At 70.4% G+C, this 24416-nt stretch carries 21 protein-coding genes and 2 tRNA genes; 5 read left to right on the forward strand and 18 right to left on the reverse strand.

All coding sequences use genetic code 11. From position 1 onward, the window contains the following. Positions 1-5: 5 nt before the first annotated feature. From mreD to ACSTA4_RS22085, 6 genes are all read right to left on the reverse strand, one after another. Entirely contained in the window at positions 6-566 is a 561-nt protein-coding gene (mreD, locus tag ACSTA4_RS22060) for a rod shape-determining protein MreD (RefSeq protein WP_444960846.1), read from the reverse strand. Continuing rightward, positions 563-1459 (reverse strand): rod shape-determining protein MreC, encoded by an 897-nt coding sequence (mreC, locus tag ACSTA4_RS22065; protein ID WP_444960847.1) that lies wholly within the window; start codon positions 1457-1459, stop codon positions 563-565. Before mreC ends, mreD begins: the two co-directional genes overlap by 4 nt. A 3-nt stretch (positions 1460-1462) precedes the next feature. Next, positions 1463-2497 carry a rod shape-determining protein gene (locus ACSTA4_RS22070; RefSeq protein ID WP_013154400.1) on the reverse strand — a complete coding sequence of 345 codons (1035 nt, stop codon included), beginning with the start codon at positions 2495-2497 and terminating at the stop codon, positions 1463-1465. Between the two features lie 221 nt (positions 2498-2718). Then, positions 2719-3123, reverse strand: a complete 405-nt coding sequence (gene ndk / locus ACSTA4_RS22075) for a nucleoside-diphosphate kinase (RefSeq protein ID WP_013154401.1) — start codon at positions 3121-3123, stop codon at positions 2719-2721. Positions 3124-3277: 154 nt separating this feature from the next. Continuing rightward, positions 3278-3673 carry a DUF4233 domain-containing protein gene (locus tag ACSTA4_RS22080; RefSeq protein WP_444960848.1) on the reverse strand — a complete coding sequence of 132 codons (396 nt, stop codon included), beginning with the start codon at positions 3671-3673 and terminating at the stop codon, positions 3278-3280. Positions 3674-3704: 31 nt separating this feature from the next. Then, a complete protein-coding gene (locus tag ACSTA4_RS22085; protein WP_444960849.1) occupies positions 3705-5057 on the reverse strand; it encodes a bifunctional folylpolyglutamate synthase/dihydrofolate synthase in 1353 nt (450 codons plus the stop codon). 120 nt (positions 5058-5177) lie between these two features. On the opposite strand from ACSTA4_RS22085, the gene ACSTA4_RS22090 reads away from it, so the two are divergent. After that, complete coding sequence (locus tag ACSTA4_RS22090; protein ID WP_444960850.1) at positions 5178-6503, forward strand: hypothetical protein; 1326 nt, start codon at positions 5178-5180, stop codon at positions 6501-6503. 473 nt (positions 6504-6976) lie between these two features. Here the strand turns inward: ACSTA4_RS22090 and ACSTA4_RS22095 are convergent, their stop codons facing one another. The 3 genes from ACSTA4_RS22095 to ACSTA4_RS22105 form a co-directional block, all read right to left on the reverse strand. Beyond that, positions 6977-8392: an LVIVD repeat-containing protein gene (locus ACSTA4_RS22095; RefSeq protein WP_444960851.1), complete on the reverse strand. Its 1416-nt coding sequence runs from the start codon at positions 8390-8392 to the stop codon at positions 6977-6979. Positions 8393-8543: 151 nt separating this feature from the next. Then, entirely contained in the window at positions 8544-9956 is a 1413-nt protein-coding gene (locus tag ACSTA4_RS22100) for a hypothetical protein (protein WP_444960852.1), read from the reverse strand. A gap of 194 nt (positions 9957-10150) precedes the next feature. Then, positions 10151-11527, reverse strand: coding sequence for an LVIVD repeat-containing protein (locus tag ACSTA4_RS22105; RefSeq protein WP_444960853.1), 1377 nt, complete (start codon positions 11525-11527; stop codon positions 10151-10153). 323 nt (positions 11528-11850) lie between these two features. Between ACSTA4_RS22105 and ACSTA4_RS22110 the strand changes: the two genes are divergently transcribed. Beyond that, positions 11851-12561 carry a DUF305 domain-containing protein gene (locus ACSTA4_RS22110; protein WP_444960854.1) on the forward strand — a complete coding sequence of 237 codons (711 nt, stop codon included), beginning with the start codon at positions 11851-11853 and terminating at the stop codon, positions 12559-12561. Positions 12562-12775: 214 nt separating this feature from the next. Here the strand turns inward: ACSTA4_RS22110 and clpX are convergent, their stop codons facing one another. The 5 genes from clpX to ACSTA4_RS22135 all read right to left on the reverse strand — a co-directional run bounded on the left by clpX (position 12776) and on the right by ACSTA4_RS22135 (position 17656). Further along, positions 12776-14050, reverse strand: a complete 1275-nt coding sequence (gene clpX / locus ACSTA4_RS22115; RefSeq protein WP_013154409.1) for an ATP-dependent Clp protease ATP-binding subunit ClpX — start codon at positions 14048-14050, stop codon at positions 12776-12778. A 286-nt stretch (positions 14051-14336) separates the two neighbouring features. Next, positions 14337-14996, reverse strand: coding sequence for an ATP-dependent Clp protease proteolytic subunit (locus tag ACSTA4_RS22120; RefSeq protein WP_047872141.1), 660 nt, complete (start codon positions 14994-14996; stop codon positions 14337-14339). Positions 14997-15044: 48 nt separating this feature from the next. Continuing rightward, a complete protein-coding gene (locus ACSTA4_RS22125; protein ID WP_082768643.1) occupies positions 15045-15677 on the reverse strand; it encodes a ClpP family protease in 633 nt (210 codons plus the stop codon). 217 nt (positions 15678-15894) lie between these two features. Then, the gene (gene tig / locus ACSTA4_RS22130; protein WP_444960855.1) at positions 15895-17355 is read right to left on the reverse strand and encodes a trigger factor; all 1461 of its coding nucleotides are present in this window, start codon (positions 17353-17355) and stop codon (positions 15895-15897) included. Between the two features lie 226 nt (positions 17356-17581). Continuing rightward, positions 17582-17656 (reverse strand) — tRNA-Pro (locus tag ACSTA4_RS22135). Between the two features lie 117 nt (positions 17657-17773). On the opposite strand from ACSTA4_RS22135, the gene ACSTA4_RS22140 reads away from it, so the two are divergent. From ACSTA4_RS22140 to ACSTA4_RS22150, 3 genes are all read left to right on the forward strand, one after another. Next, positions 17774-17844 (forward strand) — tRNA-Gly (locus ACSTA4_RS22140). A gap of 473 nt (positions 17845-18317) precedes the next feature. After that, positions 18318-18821 (forward strand): adenylyltransferase/cytidyltransferase family protein, encoded by a 504-nt coding sequence (locus ACSTA4_RS22145; RefSeq protein WP_212643229.1) that lies wholly within the window; start codon positions 18318-18320, stop codon positions 18819-18821. 170 nt (positions 18822-18991) lie between these two features. Next, positions 18992-20854, forward strand: a complete 1863-nt coding sequence (locus ACSTA4_RS22150; RefSeq protein WP_444964242.1) for an ABC transporter ATP-binding protein — start codon at positions 18992-18994, stop codon at positions 20852-20854. Between the two features lie 107 nt (positions 20855-20961). On the opposite strand, the gene ACSTA4_RS22155 is transcribed toward ACSTA4_RS22150, so the two are convergent. From ACSTA4_RS22155 to mgtE, 4 genes are all read right to left on the reverse strand, one after another. Then, complete coding sequence (locus ACSTA4_RS22155; protein ID WP_444960856.1) at positions 20962-21432, reverse strand: (2Fe-2S) ferredoxin domain-containing protein; 471 nt, start codon at positions 21430-21432, stop codon at positions 20962-20964. Between the two features lie 143 nt (positions 21433-21575). Beyond that, positions 21576-22493: a M23 family metallopeptidase gene (locus ACSTA4_RS22160; protein ID WP_444960857.1), complete on the reverse strand. Its 918-nt coding sequence runs from the start codon at positions 22491-22493 to the stop codon at positions 21576-21578. 45 nt (positions 22494-22538) lie between these two features. After that, positions 22539-22781, reverse strand: coding sequence for an Rv0909 family putative TA system antitoxin (locus ACSTA4_RS22165; protein ID WP_444960858.1), 243 nt, complete (start codon positions 22779-22781; stop codon positions 22539-22541). 94 nt (positions 22782-22875) lie between these two features. Continuing rightward, a complete protein-coding gene (mgtE, locus tag ACSTA4_RS22170; RefSeq protein ID WP_274974308.1) occupies positions 22876-24219 on the reverse strand; it encodes a magnesium transporter in 1344 nt (447 codons plus the stop codon). Positions 24220-24416 lie beyond the last annotated feature (197 nt).

Genomic DNA, 24416 nt, shown 5'->3' on the forward strand with positions numbered 1-24416 from the left:
CATGTTCACCACCCCCCCGGGGACACCGGGCCCCGGACTCCGGCGAGCTCGCTGTCGGAGAACGCCCCCCGCGCCCACAGCAGCGGAAGCGTGACCAGCGGCGAGACCAGGGTGGTCAGGGCGGCGCCGACGAGGGTGTTGACGGCCACGGCGGCCAGCGACACCCGCGGGTCGCCCATGAGCACGCCGACCAGCGCGTAGCCCAGGCCCACTCCCACGGCGGTGACGGCGGTGGCGGCCATCAGGGCCCACACCGAGGGCCTGCCGCCCAGGGCCCCGGCGGAGCCGGTGTTCCTGTGCAGCAGGGCCAGCAGGTAGGCGGCCACGCACAGCACCAGGGCGTAGCGGCCCAGCGCGTGCTCGGCGGGCGGCAGGACGTCCATGGCCAGTCCGGCGGCGAAACCGCACGCCGCTGCGGCGGCGGGGCTGGTGGTCAGGGCGACCGCGACGATCGCCGCGGCCACGAGGTCGGGCCCGGCCCCCCACTCGAACGGGAGCCGGTTGACCACGATGGCCTGGGCGAGGACGGCGACGGCCACCAGGACCAGGGTCGCTGCGTTCCTCATGAGCGTTCCCCCTTGTCGGGTCGGGGCGGGAGCACGGAGTCGCGCGGGTCCTCCTCGGGACCCCCGACCACGACGCCCACCACGTCCAGGGACGAGAAGTCCACGGCCGGGGCGATACGGGCGAGGCGGCTGAGCGCGCCGGGCGCCACCTGCACCTCCTCGACGGTGCCGACCGGCACGCCGGGCACGAAGGGCGCGCCCTCGTGCGAGCCGAGCGTGACCAGCCGGTCCCCGGCCTCGACCGGCGCCTGGAGGTCGAACAGCTCCAGGGTCAGTTCGGCGTCGGGGCCGCCGGGGACGGTGCCGCCCCGGACCACACCGATCTTGCGCGTGGCCTCCAGGCGGGCGCCGACGGCGGAGTTGACGTCGGTGGCGAGCATGACGGTGGCGGTGCTCGGACCGGCCTCGATCACCTTGCCCACCAGGCCGGAGCCGTTGACCACGGTCATGTCCGGGCGCACGCCGGAGTCGGTGCCGGCGTCGATGGTGACCGTGTCGGCGTAGCCGCGCGCGGTGACGTGGGTGACGGACTGGGCGGGGACGATCTCGTAGCCGCCCAGACCGGCCAGCCCCAGCATCGCGTCGAGCTGCTCGGCGCGCGCCTTGTCGATGCGGGCGGCCCGCAGGTCGTCCTCCAGCTCGGCGTTGGCCTGCTCCAGCTCGGCGACGCGCTCGGACTCGGGGCCGCTGACCAGTCCCTCGTAGAGGCCGGTCACGGGCCCGGTCGCCCAGGTGACGCCCGCGGCGGCGGGCGCGAAGACGAGTTCGCCGCCCGTGCGGGCCACGGAGGTGACGGGGTTGGCGCCGGGACGGGCGTCCAGGACGAGCAGGGCCACCGCCACGGCCACGAGTACGGCGAGGAGCACACGGGATCTGCGCGAGTCGCGGAACATGGGTCACCTCCGCCGTTCGGGGACGAGTACCTGGTGGAGCCGTTCGTAGTTCTCGACGCAGGTGCCCGAGCCGACGGCGACGGAGTCCAGCGCGTTGTCGGCGACGTGGATGGGCATCCCGGTCTCGTGCAGGAGCCTCTCGTCGATCCCGCGGAGCAGCGCTCCGCCGCCGGTGACGGCGATGCCGCGGTCCATGATGTCGCCCGACAGCTCCGGGGGGCACTTGTCCAGGCTGGTGCGGACCGCGTCGACGATGGCGGTGACCGGCTCCTCGATCGCCTGGCGGACGTCGCTCTCGGACAGGACGATGGTCTTGGGCAACCCGCTGACGAGGTCGCGCCCGCGCACCTCGGCGCGGATCTCCTCCGAGCCGGTCGGGTAGGCGGAGCCGATGGCCATCTTCAGCTCCTCGGCCGTGCGCTCCCCGATCATCAGCGAGAACTCCTTCTTGACGAAGGTCGCGATGGCCTGGTCGAGTTCGTCGCCGCCCACGCGGATGGACTGGGAGGTGACGATGCCGCCCATCGAGATCACGGCGACCTCGGTGGTGCCGCCGCCGATGTCCACGACCATGTTCCCGGTGGGCTCGTGGACGGGGAGCCCGGCGCCGATGGCGGCGGCCATGGGCTCCTCGATGATGTAGACCCTGCGCGCGCCGGCCTGGTAGCCCGCCTCCTTGACCGCGCGGTGCTCGACCGAGGTGATGCCGCTGGGCACCGCCACGATCAGGCGCGGCTTGGCGAAGTGGCGCCGACGGTGGATCTTCTGGATGAAGTAGCGCAGCATGCGCTCGGTGATCTCGAAGTCGGCGATGACCCCGTCCTTCAGGGGACGGATGGCCGTGATGTTGGTCGGTGTACGGCCGATCATCTGCTTGGCCTCGATGCCGACAGCGACGATCCGGCCCGTTGAGGTGTTGAGCGCGACCACCGACGGCTCGTTCAGAACGATGCCGCGTCCTCGCACGTACACGAGCGTGTTGGCGGTACCCAGGTCGACGGCCATGTCCCGGCCGAGAAAAGCAAGGTTGTTCGGCATGTAACGTCCTCAGAGGCGCCGTGTCGGACGTGGTTGCCCGGGGCGACCATACGTAGTCGTTCCGGCACGATAGGTGTTGAGTCCCCCGTATCGTAACGGTCAGCACTTAGTCCGTTACGCAAACACACCGAATTGTTGCCCCGTCGGCGGACGAACCGACCGAAGTCGCCCGTGGCCGCGGATCCCACATGCCGAGGGACCCGCGGCCGTGCCGTCTCCCCCTACAGGTCGGGGAAGAAGAGCTTGATCTCGCGCTCGGCGGAGTAGGTGGAGTCCGAGCCGTGCACGATGTTCTGCTGCACCTCCAGCGCGAAGTCGCCGCGGATGGTGCCGGGGGTGGCGGTCACCGGGTCGGTGGCGCCGGCCAGGGCGCGGAACGCCTCCACCGCGCGCTCGCCCTCGACCACCATGGCCACGAGCGGGCCACCGGTGATGAACTCGACGAGCGAGCCGAAGAACGGGCGCTCGGCGTGCTCCTCGTAGTGCGTCTTGGCGGTCTCGGCGTCGAGCGTGCGCAGCTCCATGGCGACCAGCTTCAGGCCCTTGCGCTCGATGCGCGAGATGACCTCGCCGACGATGTTGCGGCGGACGCCGTCCGGCTTGATGAGAACGAGAGTGCGCTCCACGTGCGTGTCAACTCCTCACTGGGGCTCCGCGTGGCGCACGTGGGCACCCGCCCACGGCAGCGGCCGCACGCGGAGGAATCGGGTGATGGGTCACAGGTGCGGGGGCCGCAGGAGGAGGGTTCTCCCCGGGCCGCCCGCCCGGACCTGCGTCACACTATCGCGTTTGGCGCGTGGGCGCGGAGGCCGCGGCGTCCTCGCCCCGCCCGGCGGCCTCCGCCTCGGCGCGGGCCAGGTGGGCGGCCTTCATCTCGTCGGTGCGGCGGCCCATGATGACGCCGGTCACCCACAGGGAGACGAACACCACGGCGATCAGCACCGCCCCGGAGACCAGGAAGGAGGTGAACAGGAAGGCGGCCTGCAGCGCCCAGGCCGCGTAGTGGGCCCAGCGGTGCTTCTGGAGCCCGGAGAGCACGAGGGCGGCGACGGCCATCCCTCCCCACAGGCTCCCGGCCAGGGCCGGGTCCATCCCCTCCAGGGAGATGGCGACGGGAATGAAGAGGCCGATCACGATGACCTCGAACACCAGGATGACGGCGCAGACTACACGCACGGCGGGTTCCCTTCGTAGTAGACCTGGCCCGTCACTCCTGCACACCGCGCAACAGGTGGACGGCGTCACCCGCGGTGACGACCGATCCGGTGACCAGTACACCGGTGCCGCCGAACTCCCCGCCTTCCTCGGCCAGGCCCACGGCCCGGTCGATGGCGTCGTCGAGTCGGGGCTCCACGTGCACGCGGTCCTCACCGAAGACGTGCTGGGCGACGTTGGACAGCCGCTCCGGGTCGAGGGAACGCGGGGAGGAGTTACGGGTGACGACGATCTCGTCGAGCAGTGGTTCGAGGGGTTCGAGAATCCCCTCGACGTCCTTGTCGGCCATGATCGCGACCACTCCGACCAGCCGGGAGAAGGTGAAGGCCTCCTCCACGGCCGCCGCGGTGGCGGTCATTCCGGCCGGGTTGTGCGCCGCGTCGGCGATGATGGTCGGGCTGGTGCGCACGACCTCCATGCGGCCCGGGGAGTCCACTCCCGCGAGGGCCTCGGCGACGATCGCGGGGTCCAGGCCCCCGGCGTCGTCGCCGGAGGAGGCGAACGCCTCGACCGCGGCCACGGCCACGGCGGCGTTCCCGGCCTGGTGCGCCCCGAACAGGGGCAGGAACAGGTTCTCGTAGCTGCCGGTGAGGCCCTTGAGGGCGATCTGCTGGCCGCCGACGGCGATCTCGCGGGAGGTGACGCCGAACTCCAGCCCCTCCCTGGCCACCCGGGCCCCGATCTCCGCGGCGTTGCGGACCAGGGCCTCGGCGGCGGGCAGCGGCTGCTGGGCCAGGACCGCCACGGAGTCGGGCTTGATGATGCCCGCCTTCTCCTCGGCGATGCCCTCCACCGTGTCGGGCAGGTACTCGGTGTGGTCGATCCCGATGGGGGTCACCACGGCGACGTCGCCGTCGATGACGTTGGTGGCGTCCCACCGGCCGCCCATGCCGACCTCGACGACGGCCACGTCCACGGGGGCGTCGGCGAAGACGGCGTAGGCCATCACCGTGAGGATCTCGAAGAACGACAGCGGCGCGTCGTTCATCGAGTCGGCCATCTCGATGTAGGGGCGGATGTCGTCGTAGGCCTCGACGAACCGCTCCTGGGATATGGGCTCCCCGTCGATGACGATGCGTTCGCGCACGGTGCGCAGGTGCGGGCTGGTGTAGCGGCCCACGCGCAGGCCCCGCCCGCGCATGAGCGCGTCGATCATGCGGGCGGTGGAGGTCTTGCCGTTGGTGCCGGTGACGTGGATGGCCCGGAAGTTGCGGTGCGGGTCGCCCAGGAGGTCCAGCAGGGTGCGGACCCGGTCCAGTCGAGGATCGATGTCGGACTCGGGCGCTCGGGAGAGGATCTCCGCGGTCACCTCGGCGTAGCGCCGCTCGGCGCTGGCTTCGCTCACGGTGTCTCGGTGTCTCGTGTGTTCGGGGTGTACACCCGCGCCAGTCTACGCGCCCCCACCTGGGCACGGTCCCCGGGTAAAGGAAGCGGCGGCCTGTGTCGCGCAGACCATACTGGTGCCATGCTCGAACTTGACCCCTTCTTCACCGAGTGGGCGCAGCGCCGCCCCGACCGCCCCCGCGACCGCACTGGAAGCCTGGAGCGTGCCACGGCGCTGATGCGCGTGCTCGGGCTGGACACGCGCCGCCCCCCGGTGCTGGGGGTGGTGGGGTCCAAGGGAAAGGGGAGCACGGCGACGACGGCCGCGGCGGCGCTGTCCTCGGCCGGGCTGCGCACGGTGCTGGTCACCGGGCCGAGCTTCCGCTCCTACCGCGAGCGCGTACGGGTGGACGGGACCTCGGTGTCCGACGCCGAACTGGACGTGTTGGGCGCCCGGATCGACGCCGCCCGACGGGAACTGCCGACGGTGGAGGAGTTCGGCGGCCACCTGGCACCGAGCGGGCTGTTCCTCGTGGCGGGGCTGCTGCGCGCCATCGAGGTGGGCGCCGACGTGTGCGTGCTGGAGGCCGGGATGGGCGGCCACCGCGACGAGCTGCGCCTGGTCGGCCCGGAGGTCGTCGCGCTGGGCAAGGTCTTCGCCGAGCACCTGGGGGTCCTCGGCGACACCGTGGCGCAGATCGCCCGGGAGAAGGCGCGGGTGGCCGGGGAGCGGACCCGCGCGCTGGTGCGGCTGCCGCAGACCGCGGAGGTGGCCGCCGAGGTCGACGCCGCGCTGACCGAGGCCACCGGGGGCCGGGTGCGGGCAGAGGTGGTCGACCCGGACATGCCGGGGGTGGAGCCGCCGCCCGGGCTGCGCCCGCCGGGGCTGTCCGCGGCCTCGGGGGTGCTGGGGGCGGCGGCGGCCGCGCGGATGCTGGACCACCTGGGCCGCCCGCCCCTGGACCGGGAGCGGCTGCACGCCGTGCTGGGTACCGTCCGGCTGCCGGGGAGGCTGTCCCGCCACGCCGTGCCCGCAGGGGCGGGAGGAGCGTCCGGCCGTGTCGGAGGGACGTCCGGCGGCGACCCGGTGGGGGGCGGTACCGTACCGGAGGCCGAGGTGGTCGTGGACTCGGCCATCGACCGCAACGGGGTCGCCGCTGCCCTGGCCCACGCCCGGGGGCTGTGGGGCGGGGTGGACCACGTGCTGCTGTGTCTGCCCGACCACAAGGACGTGTCGGGGGCGGTGGAGGTCCTGGGCGACCTGCCCGTGACCGCCGTGCGCCTGCCCGAGGCCCACCTGCGCTTCGAGCACGTCCTGCCGGGGCACTGGGGCCGCATGGACGCCGCGGACCTGTCCCCCGCGGCCCTGCGCGCGCTCGGCGGACGCGTACTGGCCCTGGGCACGGTCTACTTCACCGGCCGGGTCCTGGAGGCCGTGGACGCCCCCACCGACCGCCTCTTCGGCTGAGACCGCGCGGCCGCGTGGTCCCCGACCGCCCCCGACCGTCCACGTCGTCCACAGGACGGAGGAGGTTCTGGCGGCGCCGGGCGCCGGCGCGGGACACTCGGATACGGGGGGGCCGGGGTTCCCCGGCGCCGGGGCGCGGCTCCCCCGGAATCGAGCCTACGCCGCCGGGCCCCGGCCCGGAAGCGCCCTCCCGTAGCTGTGGAGAACTCCCCCGGATCCGCTCCGCCCCGGCATGCCCTCCCTTCGGGGCCGCCTCCGCCCCGGCGCGTACCTCCCCCGGGGCCCGCTCCGCCACAGCATGCCTTCGGACCCGCCCCGCCCCGGTGTGCACTCCCTTCGGGCCCCTCCGCCCGGCATGCCCTCCTCCATTCGGGGCGGTACGCGGGGCCATGGCACAGGAGACGGGGGCGGTGCCGCGGCACCGCCCCCGCCCGGGTCGCGGGCTCGGGAAGCCCGTCAGCTCCTACCCGCCGTCAGCGCCGTCCCGGCCGGTAGCTCTCCTGGCTCTGCGGGTTGAACTCCTCCATCCGCACCCGCTCGGCCGCGCGCACGCGCGGGTCGTCGATCCGCAGCACGTCCAGGCCGCGTTCGATGTCGGACGAGTACACGTAGCCGTTGTAGTAGTACGTCGACCAGGTGTCGTTGTCCTGCACGCCCTCCTCGACGCGGGAGTCCACGTCGAAGAAGCCGATCTCGCTCGGGGCGCCCGGGTCGTTGAAGTCGATCACCGAGACGCCGCCCTGGTACCACGACTGCACGAAGTAGTCCTGGCCGGGCACCGGGATCAGCGAGCCGTTGTGCGCCACGCACACCTGGTCGCCCTGGTGGCGGTCGATCTTGAAGTAGCTGGAGAACTCCAGCTCCGGCGAGTCGCCGCCGCCCACCTCGTAGATCGCGTTGGCGCCGCGCTGGGGACCGACCTCCTCGGTGCAGGTCGGAGCGCCGCCACCGCCGAGCTCGTCGGTGAACAGCACGGTGCGGGCGTCGTTGGTGAAGGTCGCCGAGTGCCAGAAGGCGAAGTTCTCGTCCTGGACCACCTCGGTGACGACCGGGTTCACCGGGTCGGAGATGTCCATCAGCACGCCGTCGCCCATGCAGGCGCCCGCGGCGATGTCGCGCTCGGCGTAGACGGTGATGTCGTGGCAGCCCTGGGTGGGCAGCAGCAGCCCGTCCTGCTCGTGGTTGCCGCCCTCGGGGAACAGGACCGGCTCGTTGACGACCGCGGCCTCCTCGGGCGCGTCGTGCGGCACCTCGATGACGGAGATCTTGTCGTGCGGGGGCTGGCAGTTCGGGAAGCGCTCCGAGGGCGAGTACGACGACACGTAGATCAGGTCGCTGTCACCGGTCTTGCTCGGCACCAGCGTGTTGGTGTGCGAACCGCAGTCGGTGCGCACCGCCGACACGTACTGCGGGTTGGCCTTGTCGGAGATGTCGAAGATCCGGATGCCCTCGAAACCGTCCGGGTCGGTCACCGGGACGGAGGGGGCGCCGCACTCGGTGCCCGCCCGGGGGTAGTCCACCGAGAAGTAGAGCAGGTCGCCGCTGACCGACACGTCGCCCTGGCCGCCCGGGCACAGGACCTCGGAGACGACCTGTGGCTCCTCCGGCTCGGAGATGTCGTAGATGACGAAGCCGTCGTAGTTGCCGCCGATGGCGTAGTCGCCGCTGAAGGCCAGGTCGGAGTTGACGTTGCGCACGGCCGAGGGCTTGGGCGTGTGGGCGACGTGGGTGATGTTGTCGCTGTGGATGTCTTCGGCTGGCGCCTCGTCCGCCTGGGCGGCGGCCGGGCCGAGGAGCCCGAGGAGCAGGGACGCGGCCGCGGCGGACGCGAGGGCCGCGGTGCGCCGCAGCGCCTTCCTGGCCCGTGGTGCTGCGGGAGGTGCGGGCATGGGTTCTCCTGTGTGCACTAGGGGGTGGGGGTGGACGCGCCGGGGCCGCGGCGTACACGGCCGCGGCCCGGTCGTTCGTCACCCGGCCACGGGCCGGGCGGCGTTGGGGAGGGCGCCCCGGTTCCCCTCGGGGCCCGGGGCGCCCGTGCGGTCAGCGGCCGTTGCCGCGGCCCGGCCGGTACTCGGGCTGGGACTGGGGGTTGAACTCGTCCATCCGCACCTGCTCGGCCACCCGGAACCGGGGGTCCTCCAGCTTCAGGACGTCGAGCCCGCGGGTGATGTCGGAGGAGTAGACGTAGCCGTTGTAGTAGTAGGCCGACCAGGAGCCGCCCAGGACGAGGTTGTCCTCGCTGATCGGGCCGCGGTCGAAGTGGCCGATCTCCCGGGGGTCGGCCGGGTCGTTGAAGTCGATCACCGAGACGCCGCCCTGGTACCAGGACTGTACGAAGTAGTCGCGTCCGGGGACGGGGATCAGCGAGCCGTTGTGCGCGACGCAGTTCTCGGTGTCGGCCTGGTGGCGGGGCAGCTTGTAGTAGCCCTCGAACTCCAGGTCGGGGGAGTCCTGGCCGCCGCCGATGGCGTAGACGGCGTTGGCGCCGCGCTCGGAGCCGATCTCCTCGTTACAGGTGGCGCCGCCGCCTCCGCCGAGTTCGTCGGTGAACAGCACGGTCTGGCCGTTGTTGGTGAAGGTCGCCGAGTGCCAGAACGCGAAGTTGTCGTCCTGGACCACCTCGGTGACGACCGGCGCGGCCGGGTCGGAGATGTCCATCAGCACGCCGTCGCCCATGCAGGCGCCCGCGGCGATGTCGCGCTCGGCGTAGACGGTGATGTCGTGGCAGCCCGCGGTGCCGGTGTTGCCGCCGTCGGGGAAGAGCACCGGGGTGTCGATGACCTTGGCCTCGGACGGTTCGTCGACGGGGATCTCGATGACGGAGATCTTGTCGTGCGGCGGCTGGCAGTTGGGGAAGCGGTCCGAGGGCGAGTAGGAGGAGACGTACACGTACTCGTGCTCGCCGTCCTTGCCCGGCACCAGGGTGTTGGTGTGCGATCCGCAGTCGGTGCGCACCGCCGACACGTACTGCGGGTTGGCCTTGTCGGAGATGTCGAAGATCCGGATGCCCTCGAAACCGTCCGGGTCGGTGGTCGGCACCGAGGGGGCGCCGCACTCGGTGCCCGCCCGGGGGTAGTCCACCGAGAAGTAGAGCAGGTCGCCGCTGACCGACACGTCGCCCTGGCCGCCCGGGCACAGGACCTCGGAGACGACCTGCGGCTCCTCCGGCTCGGAGATGTCGTAGATGACGAAGCCGTTGTAGTTGCCGCCGATGGCGTAGTCGCCGCTGAAGGCGAGGTCGGAGTTGAAGTCACTCATGGCCTCGGTCTTCGGGACGTTGGTCACATGGGTGATGTTGGCACTGGTGTCGGCGTCACTGGCGAACTCGTCGTCCGCCGCGGCCGAGGCCGGGCCGAGGAGTCCGACCATGAGCACCGCCGCTCCGGCGAGGGAGACTCCGGTCAGTCCGCGTCCGGCGCGCCGGGAGGTGGGGGTCGGGGGGGATGACGCCATCCTGTGTACTCCTGATTCTGATTGGAGCGAAACAGGAAGAAGGTACACAGTTCAACATCTATATGTATAGGGGGAGACAAAAGAAACCTTGTTCTTAACACGGTGTCCAGCTGGCCCGATTCGACTACACAAGGCGCCTAACCCCGGGTGCCGCGCGGCGCACCGGAGGGCTCCGGCGCGCCGCGGCCGACGGTTCAGCCGGAGGGCGTGGAGGGCTGCGACTGCGGGTTGAACTCCTCCAGCCGCACCTGCTCGGCCCCCGCCAGGCGGGGGTCGGTGAGCCGGAGCACGTCGAGCCCGCGCCTGATGTCGGAGGAGTAGACGTACCCGTTGTAGTAGTAGGCCGACCACGAGCCCGCCGTCGTCAGGGCGTCGGGGTTCCAGGGGCCGCGGTCGAAGTGGCCGATCTCCTCGGGGGCGGTCGGGTCGTTGAGGTCGATGACCGAGACGCCGCCCTGGTACCAGGACTGCACGAAGTAGTCCTGGCCGGGCACCGGGATCAGCGAGCCATTGTGCGCCACACAGTTCTCAGTTTCGGTCTGATGACGAGGCAGTTTGTAGTAGCTCCGAAATTCGAGCTTCGGCTCCGCCCCGTTCTGGTCCAGCGAGTAGACCGCGTTGGCCCCCCGCTCGGGCCCCGTTCCGGCGTCACAGGTGGCCGCGTGTCCGCCGCCGAGTTCGTCGGTGAAGACCACGGTGCGGGCGTCGTTGGTGAAGGTCGCCGAGTGCCAGAACGCGAAGTTCTCGTCCTGGACCACCTCGGTGACGACCGGGTTCACCGGGTCGGAGATGTCGAGCAGCAGGCCGTCCCCCAGGCAGGCCGCGGCGGCCAGGTCCCGCTCGGGGTAGGCGGTGATGTCGTGGCAGCCGGTGGTGGTCCCGTGGCCGCCGTCCGGCAGCAGCACCGGCTCGCTGACCACCCGGGCCGAGGCAGGGTCCGCCAGCGGCACCTCGACGACGGAGATCCTGTCGTGCGGCGGCTGGCAGTTGGGGAAGTCCTCCGAGGGCGAGTACGAGGAGACGTACACGTAGTCGCGCTCGCCGTCCTCGCCCGGCACCAGGGTGTTGGTGTGCGAACCGCAGTCGGTGCGCACCGCCGACACGTACTGCGGGTTGGCCTTGTCGGAGATGTCGAAGATCCGGATGCCCTCGAAACCGTCCGGGTCGGTGGCCGACACCGAGGCCGCGCCGCACTCGCTGCTGGCACGCGGGTAGTCCACCGAGAGGTAGAGCAGGTCACCGCTGACCGACACGTCGCCCTGGCTCCCGGGGCACACGACCGTGGACACCCGGCTCGGGTTCTCCGGGTCGGAGATGTCGTAGACGACGAAGCCGTCGTAGTTGCCGCCGATGGCGTAGTCGCCGCTGAAGGCCAGGTCGGAGTTGTAGGACGCGGCGCCGTCCAGCCCCTCCGGCCTGGGCAGGTTGGCCACGTGCACGACGCCCCCGCCGGTGCTCACCCCGTCGGCCCTCGCCCCGGGGACGGCCAGGAGGGCGGTGACCAGGAGGGGCGCCGTCCCGAGCGTCCCCCACCGCAGTCCGTTCGCGTGCCTTCGCGTCTCCGACACCACCGCACACCCCCCGGAAATACACAAAGCATCCAACTGGCTACTATGGGTTTTACTCCTCTCCATTGGTAATAACCAGACGAAACGCCGAGAACGGACATACAACACCTCAGAAGGCCAAAAGCATGCAGAAGTCCCCGGGTTGACGGGCGTCCCGGCTCCCGCGTCCAACACCGCGAAGTCGAACGAGATGGCACCGCCCCGGGCCCGGGACTGGACAGAACACCCGTCGAGTGAGTAAGAAAGCCCGCAGGACGTTGCCCCAAGGCACAGTGCCCGCCGGTGCGGCGGCCCCGTCCGCACCCCACCCCATCGGAGGACACCTCGTGCGTCGCCTGGTACTCGCGGCCGGAACCGCTCTCGCCCTGCTCGGAGCCTCAGCCTGTACGGGTGAGGGGGAAGGGCAGGAGCAGGAGTCGGCCAACGTCATCGCCCCCGGCGGGCCCGGGGAGTCGTCCTCCCCCGCCACAGCCGATCAGATCGCCGCCCTCGCCGAGGAGCAGGGCCACAACGAGGCCGACGTCACCTACCTGGTGATGATGATCGAGCACCACTCGCAGGCCCTGGAGATGACCGACCTGGTGCCCGAGCGCCACGAGCGCGAGGACGTCGAGCTCATCGCGGACCGCATCGCCGACGCCCAGGGCCCGGAGATCACCGCCATGGAGAGCTGGCTGGAGGAGAACGTCTTCGGACCGGCCAGGGAGAACCCGGCGCACCAGAACTTCTGCGGGCTGGAGGGGGACGGCACCCACCACGACGAGAGCGGCGACGTGCCCACCTGCGAGCTGGAGGTGGACCACGGCGACATGCCGGGCATGGCCACCGAGGAGGAGCTGGAGCAGTTGGCGGCGGCCGAGGGCGACGAGTTCGACCGCCTCTTCGTGGAGCTGATGACCGCCCACCACGAGGGCGCGGTCACCATGGCCGAGGAGGTGCTGGCCGAGGGCAAGGACCAGACGGTGATGCGCATGGCCAACGACGTGATCGCCGAGCAGAAGGCCGACATCGCGCGCATGGAGCAGGCGCTGGAGTAGGCCGGGCGGTCCCCCGCGCGTCCGTCCCCGCGGGGGCGGATCGCGCCCCCGGACACACGCGAGGGGGCGCCCCTGGTCGGGGCGCCCCCTCGCGTGTGTTGGACCCCGTCCTGCGGGCGGGCCGCCGGAGAGCGGGACGCGGGCCTCAGGAGGGTGCCGCCGGACCCGTCGCGGGCGCGGAGGACGCGGGCGCGCGGGGTCCGGGAGGACGCTGCTAGGCGGACTTCTCCTGGCGGGCCCGGCGCAGCTGGGCACGCGGGACGATGGTGGGGTTGACGTTGTCGATCACGGTCTCCCGCGTAATGATCACCTGACCCACATCCTCACGACTGGGCACCTCATACATCACCGACAACAACACCTCCTCGATAATCGCCCGCAACCCACGCGCACCCGTACCCCGAATAATCCCCTGCTCAGCAATCGCGTTCAAAGCATCCGGCGTGAACTCCAACTCCACACCATCCAACTCGAACAACCGCTGATACTGCTTCACCAACGCATTCCGCGGCTCCGTCAAAATCCGGATCAACGCCTCACGATCCAGATCATGCACACTCGTGATCACCGGCAACCGACCCACGAACTCCGGAATCATCCCGAACTTCAACAGATCCTCCGGCATCACCTCACCGAACAACGCCGAACCACCCAGCTCACCCTTGGGACGCAACACCGCGTTGAACCCCATCCCCTGCTGACCCGTCCGCGACTCGATCAACTTCTCCAACCCCGCGAACGCACCACCACAGATGAACAACACATTCGTCGTATCGATCTGAATGAACTCCTGATGCGGATGCTTCCGCCCACCCTGCGGAGGCACACTCGCCGTCGTCCCCTCCAAGATCTTCAACAACGCCTGCTGCACCCCCTCACCCGACACATCCCGAGTGATCGAGGGATTCTCACTCTTACGCGCGACCTTGTCGACCTCGTCGATGTAGATGATCCCCGTCTCGGCCTTCTTCACGTCATAGTCAGCCGCCTGGATCAACTTGAGCAGGATGTTCTCCACATCCTCGCCCACATACCCCGCCTCCGTCAGCGCCGTCGCGTCCGCGATCGCGAACGGCACGTTCAGAATCCGCGCCAACGTCTGCGCCAACAACGTCTTGCCCGACCCCGTCGGCCCCAACAGCAAGATGTTGGACTTGGCGATCTCCACATCCTCCTCGCCCGGACGATCCCCCTCCGAGCGCACCCGCTTGTAGTGGTTGTACACCGCCACCGACAACGCCTTCTTGGCCTGCTCCTGACCGATCACATACGAGTCCAGGAACTCGTAGATCTCCCGAGGCTTGGGCAGAGAGTCCCAGGTGAGCTCGGTGGCGTCGGCGAGTTCCTCTTCGATGATCTCGTTGCACAGATCAATGCACTCATCGCAGATGTACACGCCGGGGCCGGCGATGAGCTTCTTCACCTGCTTCTGGCTCTTGCCGCAGAACGAGCACTTCAACAGGTCCCCGCCGTCGCCGATGCGTGCCACCCAGCCACTCCTCAAAACTAAGGCCGCCCCGTCGGTGCCGCTCGCGCGGGAAACCGCCCGGAAGTCGAAAATCTTCCGTGACCGTCCACAGCGGTGGTCACGGACGAGGCGATCTGTGTGTCGCTCTCCGTCAGACTAAGCGAAAAACCGGACCGGCTTCACCACCGGGCTCCCCCAGGCGGGTCATGGGCCGGTCCGGCCTGCGCTTCGCCTTCTCCCGGACGCCCTGCCCGGCGCCGCGTCCGCGCGCCAGGTCAGGCCGTCCGGCTGTGCCGCGACCCTACGTTCAGGACTTCAGGGAGGCCTTGCGGTAGGGCAGCACGAAGTCGATGATGCCGTAGTCCTTGGCTTCCTCGGCGGTCAGGATCTTGTCCCGCTCGATGTCCTTGGAGACCTTCTCGACGGAGTGCCCGGTGTGGCGGGCCAGAGTGGTCTCCAGCTGCGTACGGATACGGGTGATCTCGTTCGCCTGGATCTCGATGTCGCTGGCCTGGCCGTGCATGCCCTCGGTCGCGGGCTGGTGGATCAGGATGCGGGCGTTGGGCAGCGCGCCGCGCTTGCCCGCCGTCCCGCCCGCGAGCAGGATCGCGGCGGCCGAGGCGGCCTGGCCGATGCACACCGTCTGGATGTCGGGGCGGACGAACTGCATCGTGTCGTAGATCGCCATGAGGGAGGTGAAGGAGCCGCCCGGCGAGTTGATGTACATCTGGATGTCCCGCTCGGAGTCGAGCTGCTCCAGGGTGATGAGCTGGGCCATCAGGTCGTTGGCCGACGTGTCGTCGATCTGGACGCCGACGAAGATGATCCGCTCCTCGAAGAGCTTGTTGTACGGATTCATCTCCTTGACGCCGTAGGACGTCCGCTCCACGTAGGACGGCAGGACGTAGCGACCCTGGGGGGCCATCGAGGCCGCGCCGCCGATGAGACTGGGGTTGAACTCGGTCATTTCACGCCTTCCACGCACTGCGCCGTTCCTGGGATGAGGTCCGACGGATCAACTCTGGGTTCGGCCCTGGGTCACGTCGAGGGTCCCTTCGAGGACCTCGTCGATGAAGCCGTACTCCTTGGACTCCTGGGCCGTGAACCAGCGGTCGCGGTCGGCGTCCTTCTCGATCTGCTCGACCGTCTGGCCCGTGTGCTCGGAGATCTTCTCGATGAACATCTTCTTCACGTAGAGCAGCTGGTCGGCCAGGATGCGGATGTCGGAGGCGGTGCCACCGATGCCGCCCGACGGCTGGTGCATCATGACGCGGGTGTGCGGCAGCGCGTAGCGCTTGCCCGGCGCTCCGGCGCACAGGAGCATCTGGCCCATGGACGCGGCCATACCGATACCCACGGTGCGCACGTCGTTGGGGATGTACTGCATGACGTCGTAGATCGCCATGCCCGCGGTCACGGAACCGCCGGGCGAGTTGATGTACATGGTGATGTCGCGCTGGCGGTCCTCCGCGGACAGCAGCAGCAGCTCACCCACCAGGCGGTTGGCGATCTCGTCGTCGACCTGCTGGCCGAGGAAGACGATTCGCTGGCGCAACAGGCGCTGAGGCGTCTGCTCAAGCAAAGGGGAAATCTGGGTCTCCGACGTACGGGCGTCGAAACGCGGGGACTCTTCAAAGGTCGACGGCACTCTCGTCACCTGCTCCGGAATCGAAACGGTTGCGATACAGCGACACTAACGCCGCGCGGCACCGCGCTCGTCCGGTTCGCGCCCCTGTTCGCTTTGAGCGCAGGGTGGCACGACCTCCGTACAGGGCGTTCTTCCACAGGCGAACACGACGCGGGCCCCGCCCGACCCGGAGGGTCGGACGGGGCCCGTACGCGCGGAGCCCGGGGTTACCGGGTGCCTACTTGGCTTCCTCGCCCTTGGCCTCGTCAGCCTTGGTGTCGTCGGCCTTGGCCTCGTCGGCCGCGTCCGCGGCGTCGCTCTCGGCGTCGTCCTCGACGGCCTCCAGGGCCTCACCCGCGGCGACGGCGGCGGCCTTGGCGGCCTCCTCCTCGGCGGTCTCCTGCTCGACGACGTTGCCGTCCTCGTCGGTGATCCGGGCACCGGCCAGGACCAGGTCCATGGCCTTGCCGCGGACGACCTCGGTGAAGGCGACGCGGATCTGGTTGGACTCGACCAGGTGCTGGGCCAGCTGGTCCGGGCTCACGCCCATGCGCTGGGCCTGCTCGAAGACGTACTGGCTGAGCTCGCCCTGGTCGGCGCTCAGGTCCTCCTGGATGGCCAGCTGGTCGAGGATGAACCCGGCCTTGACCGCGGAGCGGGCGCCGGTGGTCAGCTCCTCGTCGAACTCCTCCTCGGTCTTCTCCTGCGACTCGAGGTAGGCCTCCTTGGTGAGGCCGCTCTGCGCGAGCTGCTGCTCCAGGCTCTGGCGGCGGCGGGTGATCTCCTCCTCGACGACCGCCTCGGGCAGCGGGATGTCGACGGAGTCGATCAGCTGCTCCAGGGCCTTGTCGCGGGCGGCGGAGAGCTGCTGGAGGCGGCGGACCTCGCCCATGCGGTTGCGCACGTCCGCGCGCAGCTCGTCGATGGTGTCGAACTCCGAGGCCAGCTGGGCGAACTCGTCGTCCAGCTCGGGCAGCTCCTTGACCTTCACGCTGTGCACGGTGACGGTGACGTCCGCCTCCCGGCCCTCGTGCTCACCACCGACGAGGGTGGTGGAGAAGGTGGCCTCGCCACCGGCCTCCATGCCGCGCAGGGTCTCGTCGAGGCCCTCCAGCATGGTGTTGGTGCCGACCTCGTAGGAGTAGCCGCTGACCGCGACGTCCTCGAGCTTCTCGCCGTCGACGGCGGCGGAGAGGTCGATGGACAGGTGGTCGCCGTCCTCGACGGGGCGGTCCGCGCCCACCAGGGTGGAGAAGCGCTCGCGCAGGGTGCCGATCTGCTCGTCGACCTGCTCGTCGGTCACCTCGGCGCTGTCGACGGTGACCTCGATGCCCTTGTAGTTCTCGACCTCGAACTTGGGGCGGACGTCGACCTCGGCCGTGAAGGCGAGCTCGTCGTTGTCCTCCAGCTTGGTGACCTCCACGTCGGGCTGGCCGAGCGCGAAGAGCTCCTCCTTCTGGATGGCTTCGTTGTAGAGCTCCGGAACGGCGTGGTTGACCGCTTCGCTGATCACCGCGCCGCGGCCGACGTAACGGTCGATCAGCCGCGCCGGCGCCTTGCCGGGGCGGAAGCCCTTGATCCGGACCTGCTTGGCGAGCGACTTGTAGGTCACGTCGAAAGCGTGATCGAGCTCCTCGAAGGGCACCTCGATGGTCAGCTTGACCCGGGTGGGGCTCAGCTCCTCGACATCGGTCTTCACGGGGCGGTACTCCTAGGTTTGCCGGCTGGTGTCCGCGTCGGCCCGCAGGCGCACCACACACAACGGCGAAAGGCACGCGCGCACCCCCGGGGTCTTGACGACCGCATCCAGCTGGGGTGCCCTGCGACGGGCTGGGACTTACAGTTTCCTGCTGATCGCACCAAGTCTAGGGCAGATACACAGGGGGCCACGGCGCACGGCCGGAGCCGCTGCCACGGTGGTTTCGTCGGGGTGGCGGGATTCGAACCCGCGGCCTCATGCTCCCAAAGCATGCGCGCTAACCAAGCTGCGCTACACCCCGTGTGCCGAACCAAGGATGGCACTCCTGAAAGGTGTGTGCGACCACGGCTCCGGAGACTGTAGTCTTGTCCCCGTCGGCTCCACGAGTCTAGAGGACGCTCGAAGTCTCCGGTGCCACGCGGGCGTAGTTCAATGGTAGAACACCAGCCTTCCAAGCTGGCCATGCGAGTTCGATTCTCGTCGCCCGCTCCGCTCGGGGCGAGCCGTGTGTCAAGGACACCGGCTCGCTTCGCCATTTCTCCCGGGGGACGACCCCCGAACCCCCGCTCCACCCGGGGCGAGCTGTGCACTTACGTGCCAGCTCGCTTCGCCATTTCTCCCGGGGGACGACCCCCGAATCCCCGCTCCACCCGGGACGAGCCGTGTGTCAAGGACACCGGCTCGCTTCGCCATTTCTCCCGGGGGGCCGACTCCGTCCTCTTGCCCTCCTCGCCTGCCCTTCCTTACTGGGTGGTTTCGGACGTTTTCGGCATTTCTTCGGGTGACTTCTCCAGTGAGGTAGCTCACATTCACGGGCCGCTCCCCCGTCCGAAACCGAACCGTGTTCGGCCGGTGTGCCCCGAGAAGGAATACCCGTCCCGAACGGATACGTTGACCTTTCGGGCGAGCCCGCGGGCGCGATCGGATCCGGGCGCCCTCAGGCCTGCCGAACGGGTGGTGGAATGACGGACACGGAAGCGACGCGGGGACCAGGCACCGCGCTGAGCGCCCACTGGTTCGAGCGTCCCGACCCCCTGGTGCGACCGGCGGTCGTCACCGGGGCCTTCGACGTCCTGCACGTCGGGCACGTCCGCTTCCTGCGCTCCATCGCCGACCGGGGGCTGCCCCTGGTGGTGGGCGTGGAGTCCGACGCTCGCGTGCACGCCTGGAAGGGCCCGGGACGCCCCGTGAACCCCGCGGAGGAGCGCGCCGAGACCGTGGCCGCCCTGGCCTGCGTCACCGGCTCGTTCGTCATCGAGGGGCCGCCCGAGGTCGCCGACTGGGCCTCCTACGCCGAGGTGCTTCGCCCCCTGGCGCCCGCCGCCCTGGCCTACACCGCCGGGGACCGCTACACCCAGGCCAAGATCCGCGGCGCCGACGCCCTCGGCGCGCAGGCCTGGGAGCTGCCCTTCACCCCCGGGCGGTCCACCACCGCGGCCCTGGGACGCCTCGCCCACTCCCTCTAGCACCGGCGCGCACGCCCCCGCCCGGCCCGCCGCGACGGCCGACGGCCCCGCCCGCCCCGTCACGCGCACGGGACCTTCCCCGTCCCCGCGCGACCTGGGAAGCGGCGCACACGCACCGGTGTTGACGCTTGCGTGGCGAATAGGCAAGCAGAACGAGGCTGTTCATGACAATGATGTCCGGCAGGCCCTCCTACAGGGCCCTGGTCAACGACGGGAGCGCGAAGGGGCAGTCACTGCCCCCCGGAATCACCCGACGCATCATCTCCTACGCCCGCCCGCACTGGCGGGTGATCCTGTGCTTCCTGCTGGTGACGACGGTCGGCGCCGGGATCGTGGTCGCCAACCCGCTCCTGCTCAAGGCCATCATCGACCGCGGCATCCTGCCCGGGAACACCGCGCTGGTGGTGTGGCTGGCGCTCGCCGCGGCGGGTCTGGCGGTGTTGGAGAGCGGGCTGACGCTGCTCGGCAGGTGGCTGTCCTCCCGGATCGGTGAGGGGGTCATCTACCAGCTGCGCACGCAGGTGTTCACCCACGTGCAGCGGATGCCGGTGGCCTTCTTCACCCGTACGCAGACGGGATCGCTGATCAGCCGTCTGAACACGGACGTGGTGGGCGCGCAGCGGGCGATCACCTCCGTCCTGCAGTCGGTGGTGTCCAACCTGGTGAGCGCGACCGCGGTGATCGTGACGATGATCGCCCTGTCGTGGCAGGTGACGCTGATCGCGCTGGCCCTGGTCCCGCTGTTCGTCGTCCCCGCCAAGGTGATCGGGCGGCGGCTGGCGCACATCTCCCGCGACGCGATGGACACCAACGCGGACATGAGCTCGCTGATGACCGAGCGGTTCAACGTCGGCGGGGCGATGCTGGTCAAGCTGTACGGACGCCCCGAGGAGGAGTCGTCGGGGTTCGCCCGGCGCGCGGGCCGGGTCCGCGACCTGGGCGTGCGCCAGGCGGTGTTCGGCTCGCTGCTGTTCAGCATGCTGGGACTGATCACGGCGCTGGCCATGGCGATGGTCTACGGGGTCGGCGGCGTGCTGGCGATCGGTGGGGCCTTCGAGGTGGGCACGCTGGTGGCGCTGACCACCCTGCTCGCCCGCCTGTACGGGCCGGTGACGACGCTGTCCAACGTGCACGTGGAGATCATGACCGCGCTGGTCTCCTTCGACCGGGTCTTCGAGGTGCTGGACCTGGAGCCGGGCATCAAGGAGAGCCCCGACGCCCGGGACCTGCCCGGGGGGCGTCTGGGCGTGGAGTTCGACAACGTGTCGTTCCGCTATCCGGCGGCGAAGGAGTCGTCGGTGGCGTCGCTGGAGCTGACGCCGCAGGCGTCGGTGGACGAGGACACCCAGGTGCTGAGCGGGGTGTCGTTCCGGGCGGAGCCGGGGACGATGGTGGCCCTGGTGGGGCCGTCCGGAGCGGGCAAGACGACGCTGACGCACCTGGTGTCGCGCCTGTACGACCCGACCGAGGGCCGGGTGCTAGTCGGCGGGCTGGACCTGCGCGAGGCGACCGGCGACTCGCTGCGCGAGGCGGTCGGCGTGGTCACCCAGGACGCGCAGCTGTTCCACGACACCGTTGGGGCGAACCTGCGGTACGCACGGCCGGAGGCGACCGACGCCGAGCTGGAGGAGGTGCTGCGGATGGCGCGGCTGGGCGCCCTCCTGGACCAACTGCCCAACGGGCTGGACACGATGGTCGGCGACCGGGGGTACCGGCTCTCGGGCGGTGAGAAGCAGCGGCTGGCGATCGCGCGGCTGCTGCTGAAGGCGCCGTCGGTGGTGGTGCTGGACGAGGCGACGGCCCACCTGGACTCCGGGTCCGAGGCTGCCGTGCAGGAGGCGCTGTCCGTGGCGCTGGAGGGCAGGACCTCGCTCGTGATCGCGCACCGGCTGGCGACGGTGCGCGAGGCGGACCAGATCCTGGTGCTGGAGGACGGCCGGATCCTGGAGCGGGGCACGCACGACGAGCTGCTGGACCAGGGCGGGCTGTACACCGCGCTGTACCGGACCCAGTTCGCGCCGCAGGGCCGGTAAGCGCCCGTGCCGGGGACCGGCCCGGTGGGACGGTTTCCGGCACGTCCGGTCGGCCGCCCGCCGGGAGCCTCTCCGGCGCCGGGGCGCGGGGCTGCCGGGGCCCGGGGTCAGTCCCCGCCGGACCCGCCGCCCTTCTTGGACTTCTTGTCCTTGGCTTTCTCGGCCTTCTTGTCGTCCTTCTTGGACTTCTTGCCCTTCTTGGACTTCTCGTCCTTCTTCTTTCCGCCGTCCTTCTTGCGCTCCTTCTTGGCCGCCTTGGAGTGCTTGGGCTTCTTGCGCTTCTTCGGCTTCTTGGCGTCCTTGGAGGTCACGTGGTCGGCCAGGACGGCGGGCAGCGGGGCGATACCGGGCCCGCCCTCGAAGATCCAGTCGTCGACGGCCTCGACCAGCTTGTCCTCGGTGACCTCCCCCAGCCACACCGGGCGGCCTCCGGCGGCCCGCCCCGCCGAGGACGGCTGGACGACCACCACGTTGGCCTGGAAGCAGATACCCAGGCACTTGCTGGTGCGGACGGGAACGCTGCGGCCGGAGTGGTCGTCGATGGCCCTGAGGCGGGCGAGCTGCGCCTTGTGGTCCACCCCGGGGACCTTCTTCTTGGTACCGCAGCAGCAGCCCCGGCACACCGTGAGCTGACAGGGACGTCCTTGGGCCGTGTCCACTCTTCTCCCTTCACGCTCCCGTCGAACCCCAGGAACCGTTAGGTTCGCCTTACCTCATCAGCCTAATCCTTGGCCGGAACCGCCTGACCAGCGGGTACGCCCCCGGGCCCGGGCACCGGCGCGTCCTGGTGTCCGGGCCCGGTGACCACCACGGGACGCCAGGTCTCGGGCAGTCCCACGCCGCCGTCCCGGCCGTTCCACCCCGGCGCCCACACGAACGGCAGCCCGGCGGCGAACAGCGGACCCGGGCGGTCCATGAGCTGCATCCGCACCTGGGGCTCGGTGCAGGCGCCGGAGTTCCCGCAGCGGGCCACCGTCTGACCCGCCCGGACGCGGTCGCCGCGGCGGACCGCCAGCGATCCGCGCTCCAGGTGGCCCAGGAGTACGTAGGCGCCGCCCACGTCGATCACCAGGTGGTTGCCGAGCGGCCCGGCCGGGCCGCGCAGCTCCCGCAAGGTGTTCTCCACGACCGAGCCGAACAGCCACGGCCAGGAGTTGCGGCTGCGGTGGTCGCGCCGACCCCCGTGGGCGGTCACCACCGTCCCGTCGGCGGGCGCGTGGACGGGCTGGCCGAAGGCCGGGAAGTCGCCCGGCGGGCGGCTGAGCGGCCGCCAGCCGATGTCGGGACGGGCGCCCGCGCCGGGTTCGGCGACCAGGCCCAGCGCGTGGGTCTGCCCGTAGGCGTGGCTGCCCTGGCTCGGCACGCTGTCCACGGGGCTGGTGAGCGCCATCCACCTGCCCCGCACGGGCGGTTCCAGCACCCGGGGCTCGCACCGCACGGTGCCCAGCCGCAGGTACACGGCCAGCGCGACGGCGAACAGGACACCGCCCACCCACCAGGAGAGGCCGAGGTAACCGGCGAGGAGGGCGAGGGTGGCCGTCCACATCAGCGGCATGCGGGCCCTGGCGAGCAGCAGCGGCCAGCGGGGGACGGGACGGCCGGAGGGGGCCGGGGAACGGCGCGGGGCGGGTGAGGGCATCCCCCATTGTGGACGCCCCGCCCTCCCCGCGCGAAGACGGGCGCGTTACCTCGGGTTCTCCCCGTCCCGGCGGATCTCCCCGTCCGGCCGGGTCCGCTCGTTGTCCCGAGCGCGCTTGCGCAGGTACTCCGTCGCGGCTCCGGCGCCCCTGTCGATCCTGTCGTCGTGGGCGCCGCCGGTGGCCTTCTTGGCGGCTCTGGCGGCCTTGCCGACCAGGCCCTGGGCGTGTTCGGCGTTGTCGTCGACGGCCTTCTTCAGCCGTTTGAACGCATCTCCGGTACCGGACATGTAATCCTCCCTCGATCCGTCCTGCCCTGTCGCGATACCCGGTTCCCGCCCCGTTCATGCCGGTGGGGCGTCCGGGGCGGGGCCGGATACCAGGTCACAGGCCCAGGACCACGGTGGCGATGGAGAAGTAGATGAGCAGGCCCGTGGCGTCCACGATGGTGGTCACCATCGGCGAGGACACCACCGCCGGGTCCACGCCGACCTTGCGGGCGAACAGCGGCATGGACGAGCCGATGACCGCCGCCCACGTGCACACCGCGATCACCGAGCACGCCACCACCACCGCGACGTCCACGCCCACGAGCAGAGAGCCGATGGCCAGGGCCAGCACGGCCAGGAGAAGTCCCAGCAGCAGGCCGACCCGGGCCTCCTTCCAGATCACCGAGGGCAGGTCGCGCACCCGGACCTCGCCCACGGCCAGGGCGCGCACGATCGCGGTGGCCGACTGGGCTCCGACGTTGCCGCCCGTGCCGATGAGCATCGGCACGAACAGGGCCAGGGCGGTGACCGCCTCCAGCGCCGACTCGAAGGCCTGCATCACGTTGACCGTGAGCGTGGCCGCCACGATGAGCAGCATCAGCCACACCGAGCGCGCGCCGACCAGGCGCAGCACCCCGACGGAGACGTAGTGCTCGCCGACCGGGCTCGCGCCGGACTGGAGGGCCATGTCCTCGGAGTCGGCGGCCTCGATGACCTCCAGGGCGTCGTCGAAGGTCAGCAGACCCACGAAGCGCTCCTCGGAGTCCACCACCGCCAGGGCGACCAGGTTGGCCTCCTGCATCAGGCGGGCGGCGTCCTCGACCGGCTCCGCGGCGCGCACGCGCGGCGCGAACACGTCCACGATGTCCTTGATCAGCCGTTCGTCGTCGCTGACCACCAGGTCGCCCAGCGTCACCGTCCCGACCATGCGGCGGCCGTCGCTGACCACCGGCAGGGTGTAGATGGTCTCGGCGTCGGCCCCCCGCGCCCGCACGACCTCCAGGGCGCGGCCCACCGTGAGGTCGCGGTGCAGGATGACCGTCTCGGGGGTCATGTACCGGCCGACGGAGTCCTCGGGGTAGCCCAGCAGGGCGGCGGTCATCCTGCGTTCGGAGGGGCTGAGCCCGGCCAGGGCGCGGGTGGCGATCTTGGCGGGCGCCTCACCGATGAGACGGGCCCGGTCGTCCGGGTCCATCTCCTCGAGGATCTCGTGGAAGGCCGTGTCGCGCAGCCCGAGCAGGATGGACTGCTGCTGGCCGGGGTCGAGCTCCTCGAAGACCTCCAGCTCGCGGTCCTTGTCCAGGAGCCGGAAGGGGATGATCGCCTCGCTGCCGTCCATGCGGGAGAGTTCGTCGGCGATCTCGTAGGGCCTGTGTTCGGCCAACCAGAGCCGGATACCGGTCAGGTCGTTGTTCTCGACCAGATCGATCAGTTCTTCAGCGCGCTCGCCTTCTGACATGCGAAGCACCCCCTCGCATTCTTCTGCGCCCGGCGGGAAGCACCGCGGGCGGCACCGGATCCTGGGAAAAGCGGTGGGCCGGTGGTTCCACGGCCCCGCTCCGGTCCCGTTGTCACTGGTGTGGTGAACCGTGCGTCGGATGGGTCTTCCGGGGGCGGAAAGGGCGGGCACGGTGATCCGGGGACGTGTACGGTCTG

The sequence above is a fragment of the Nocardiopsis sp. M1B1 genome (assembly GCF_052466615.1).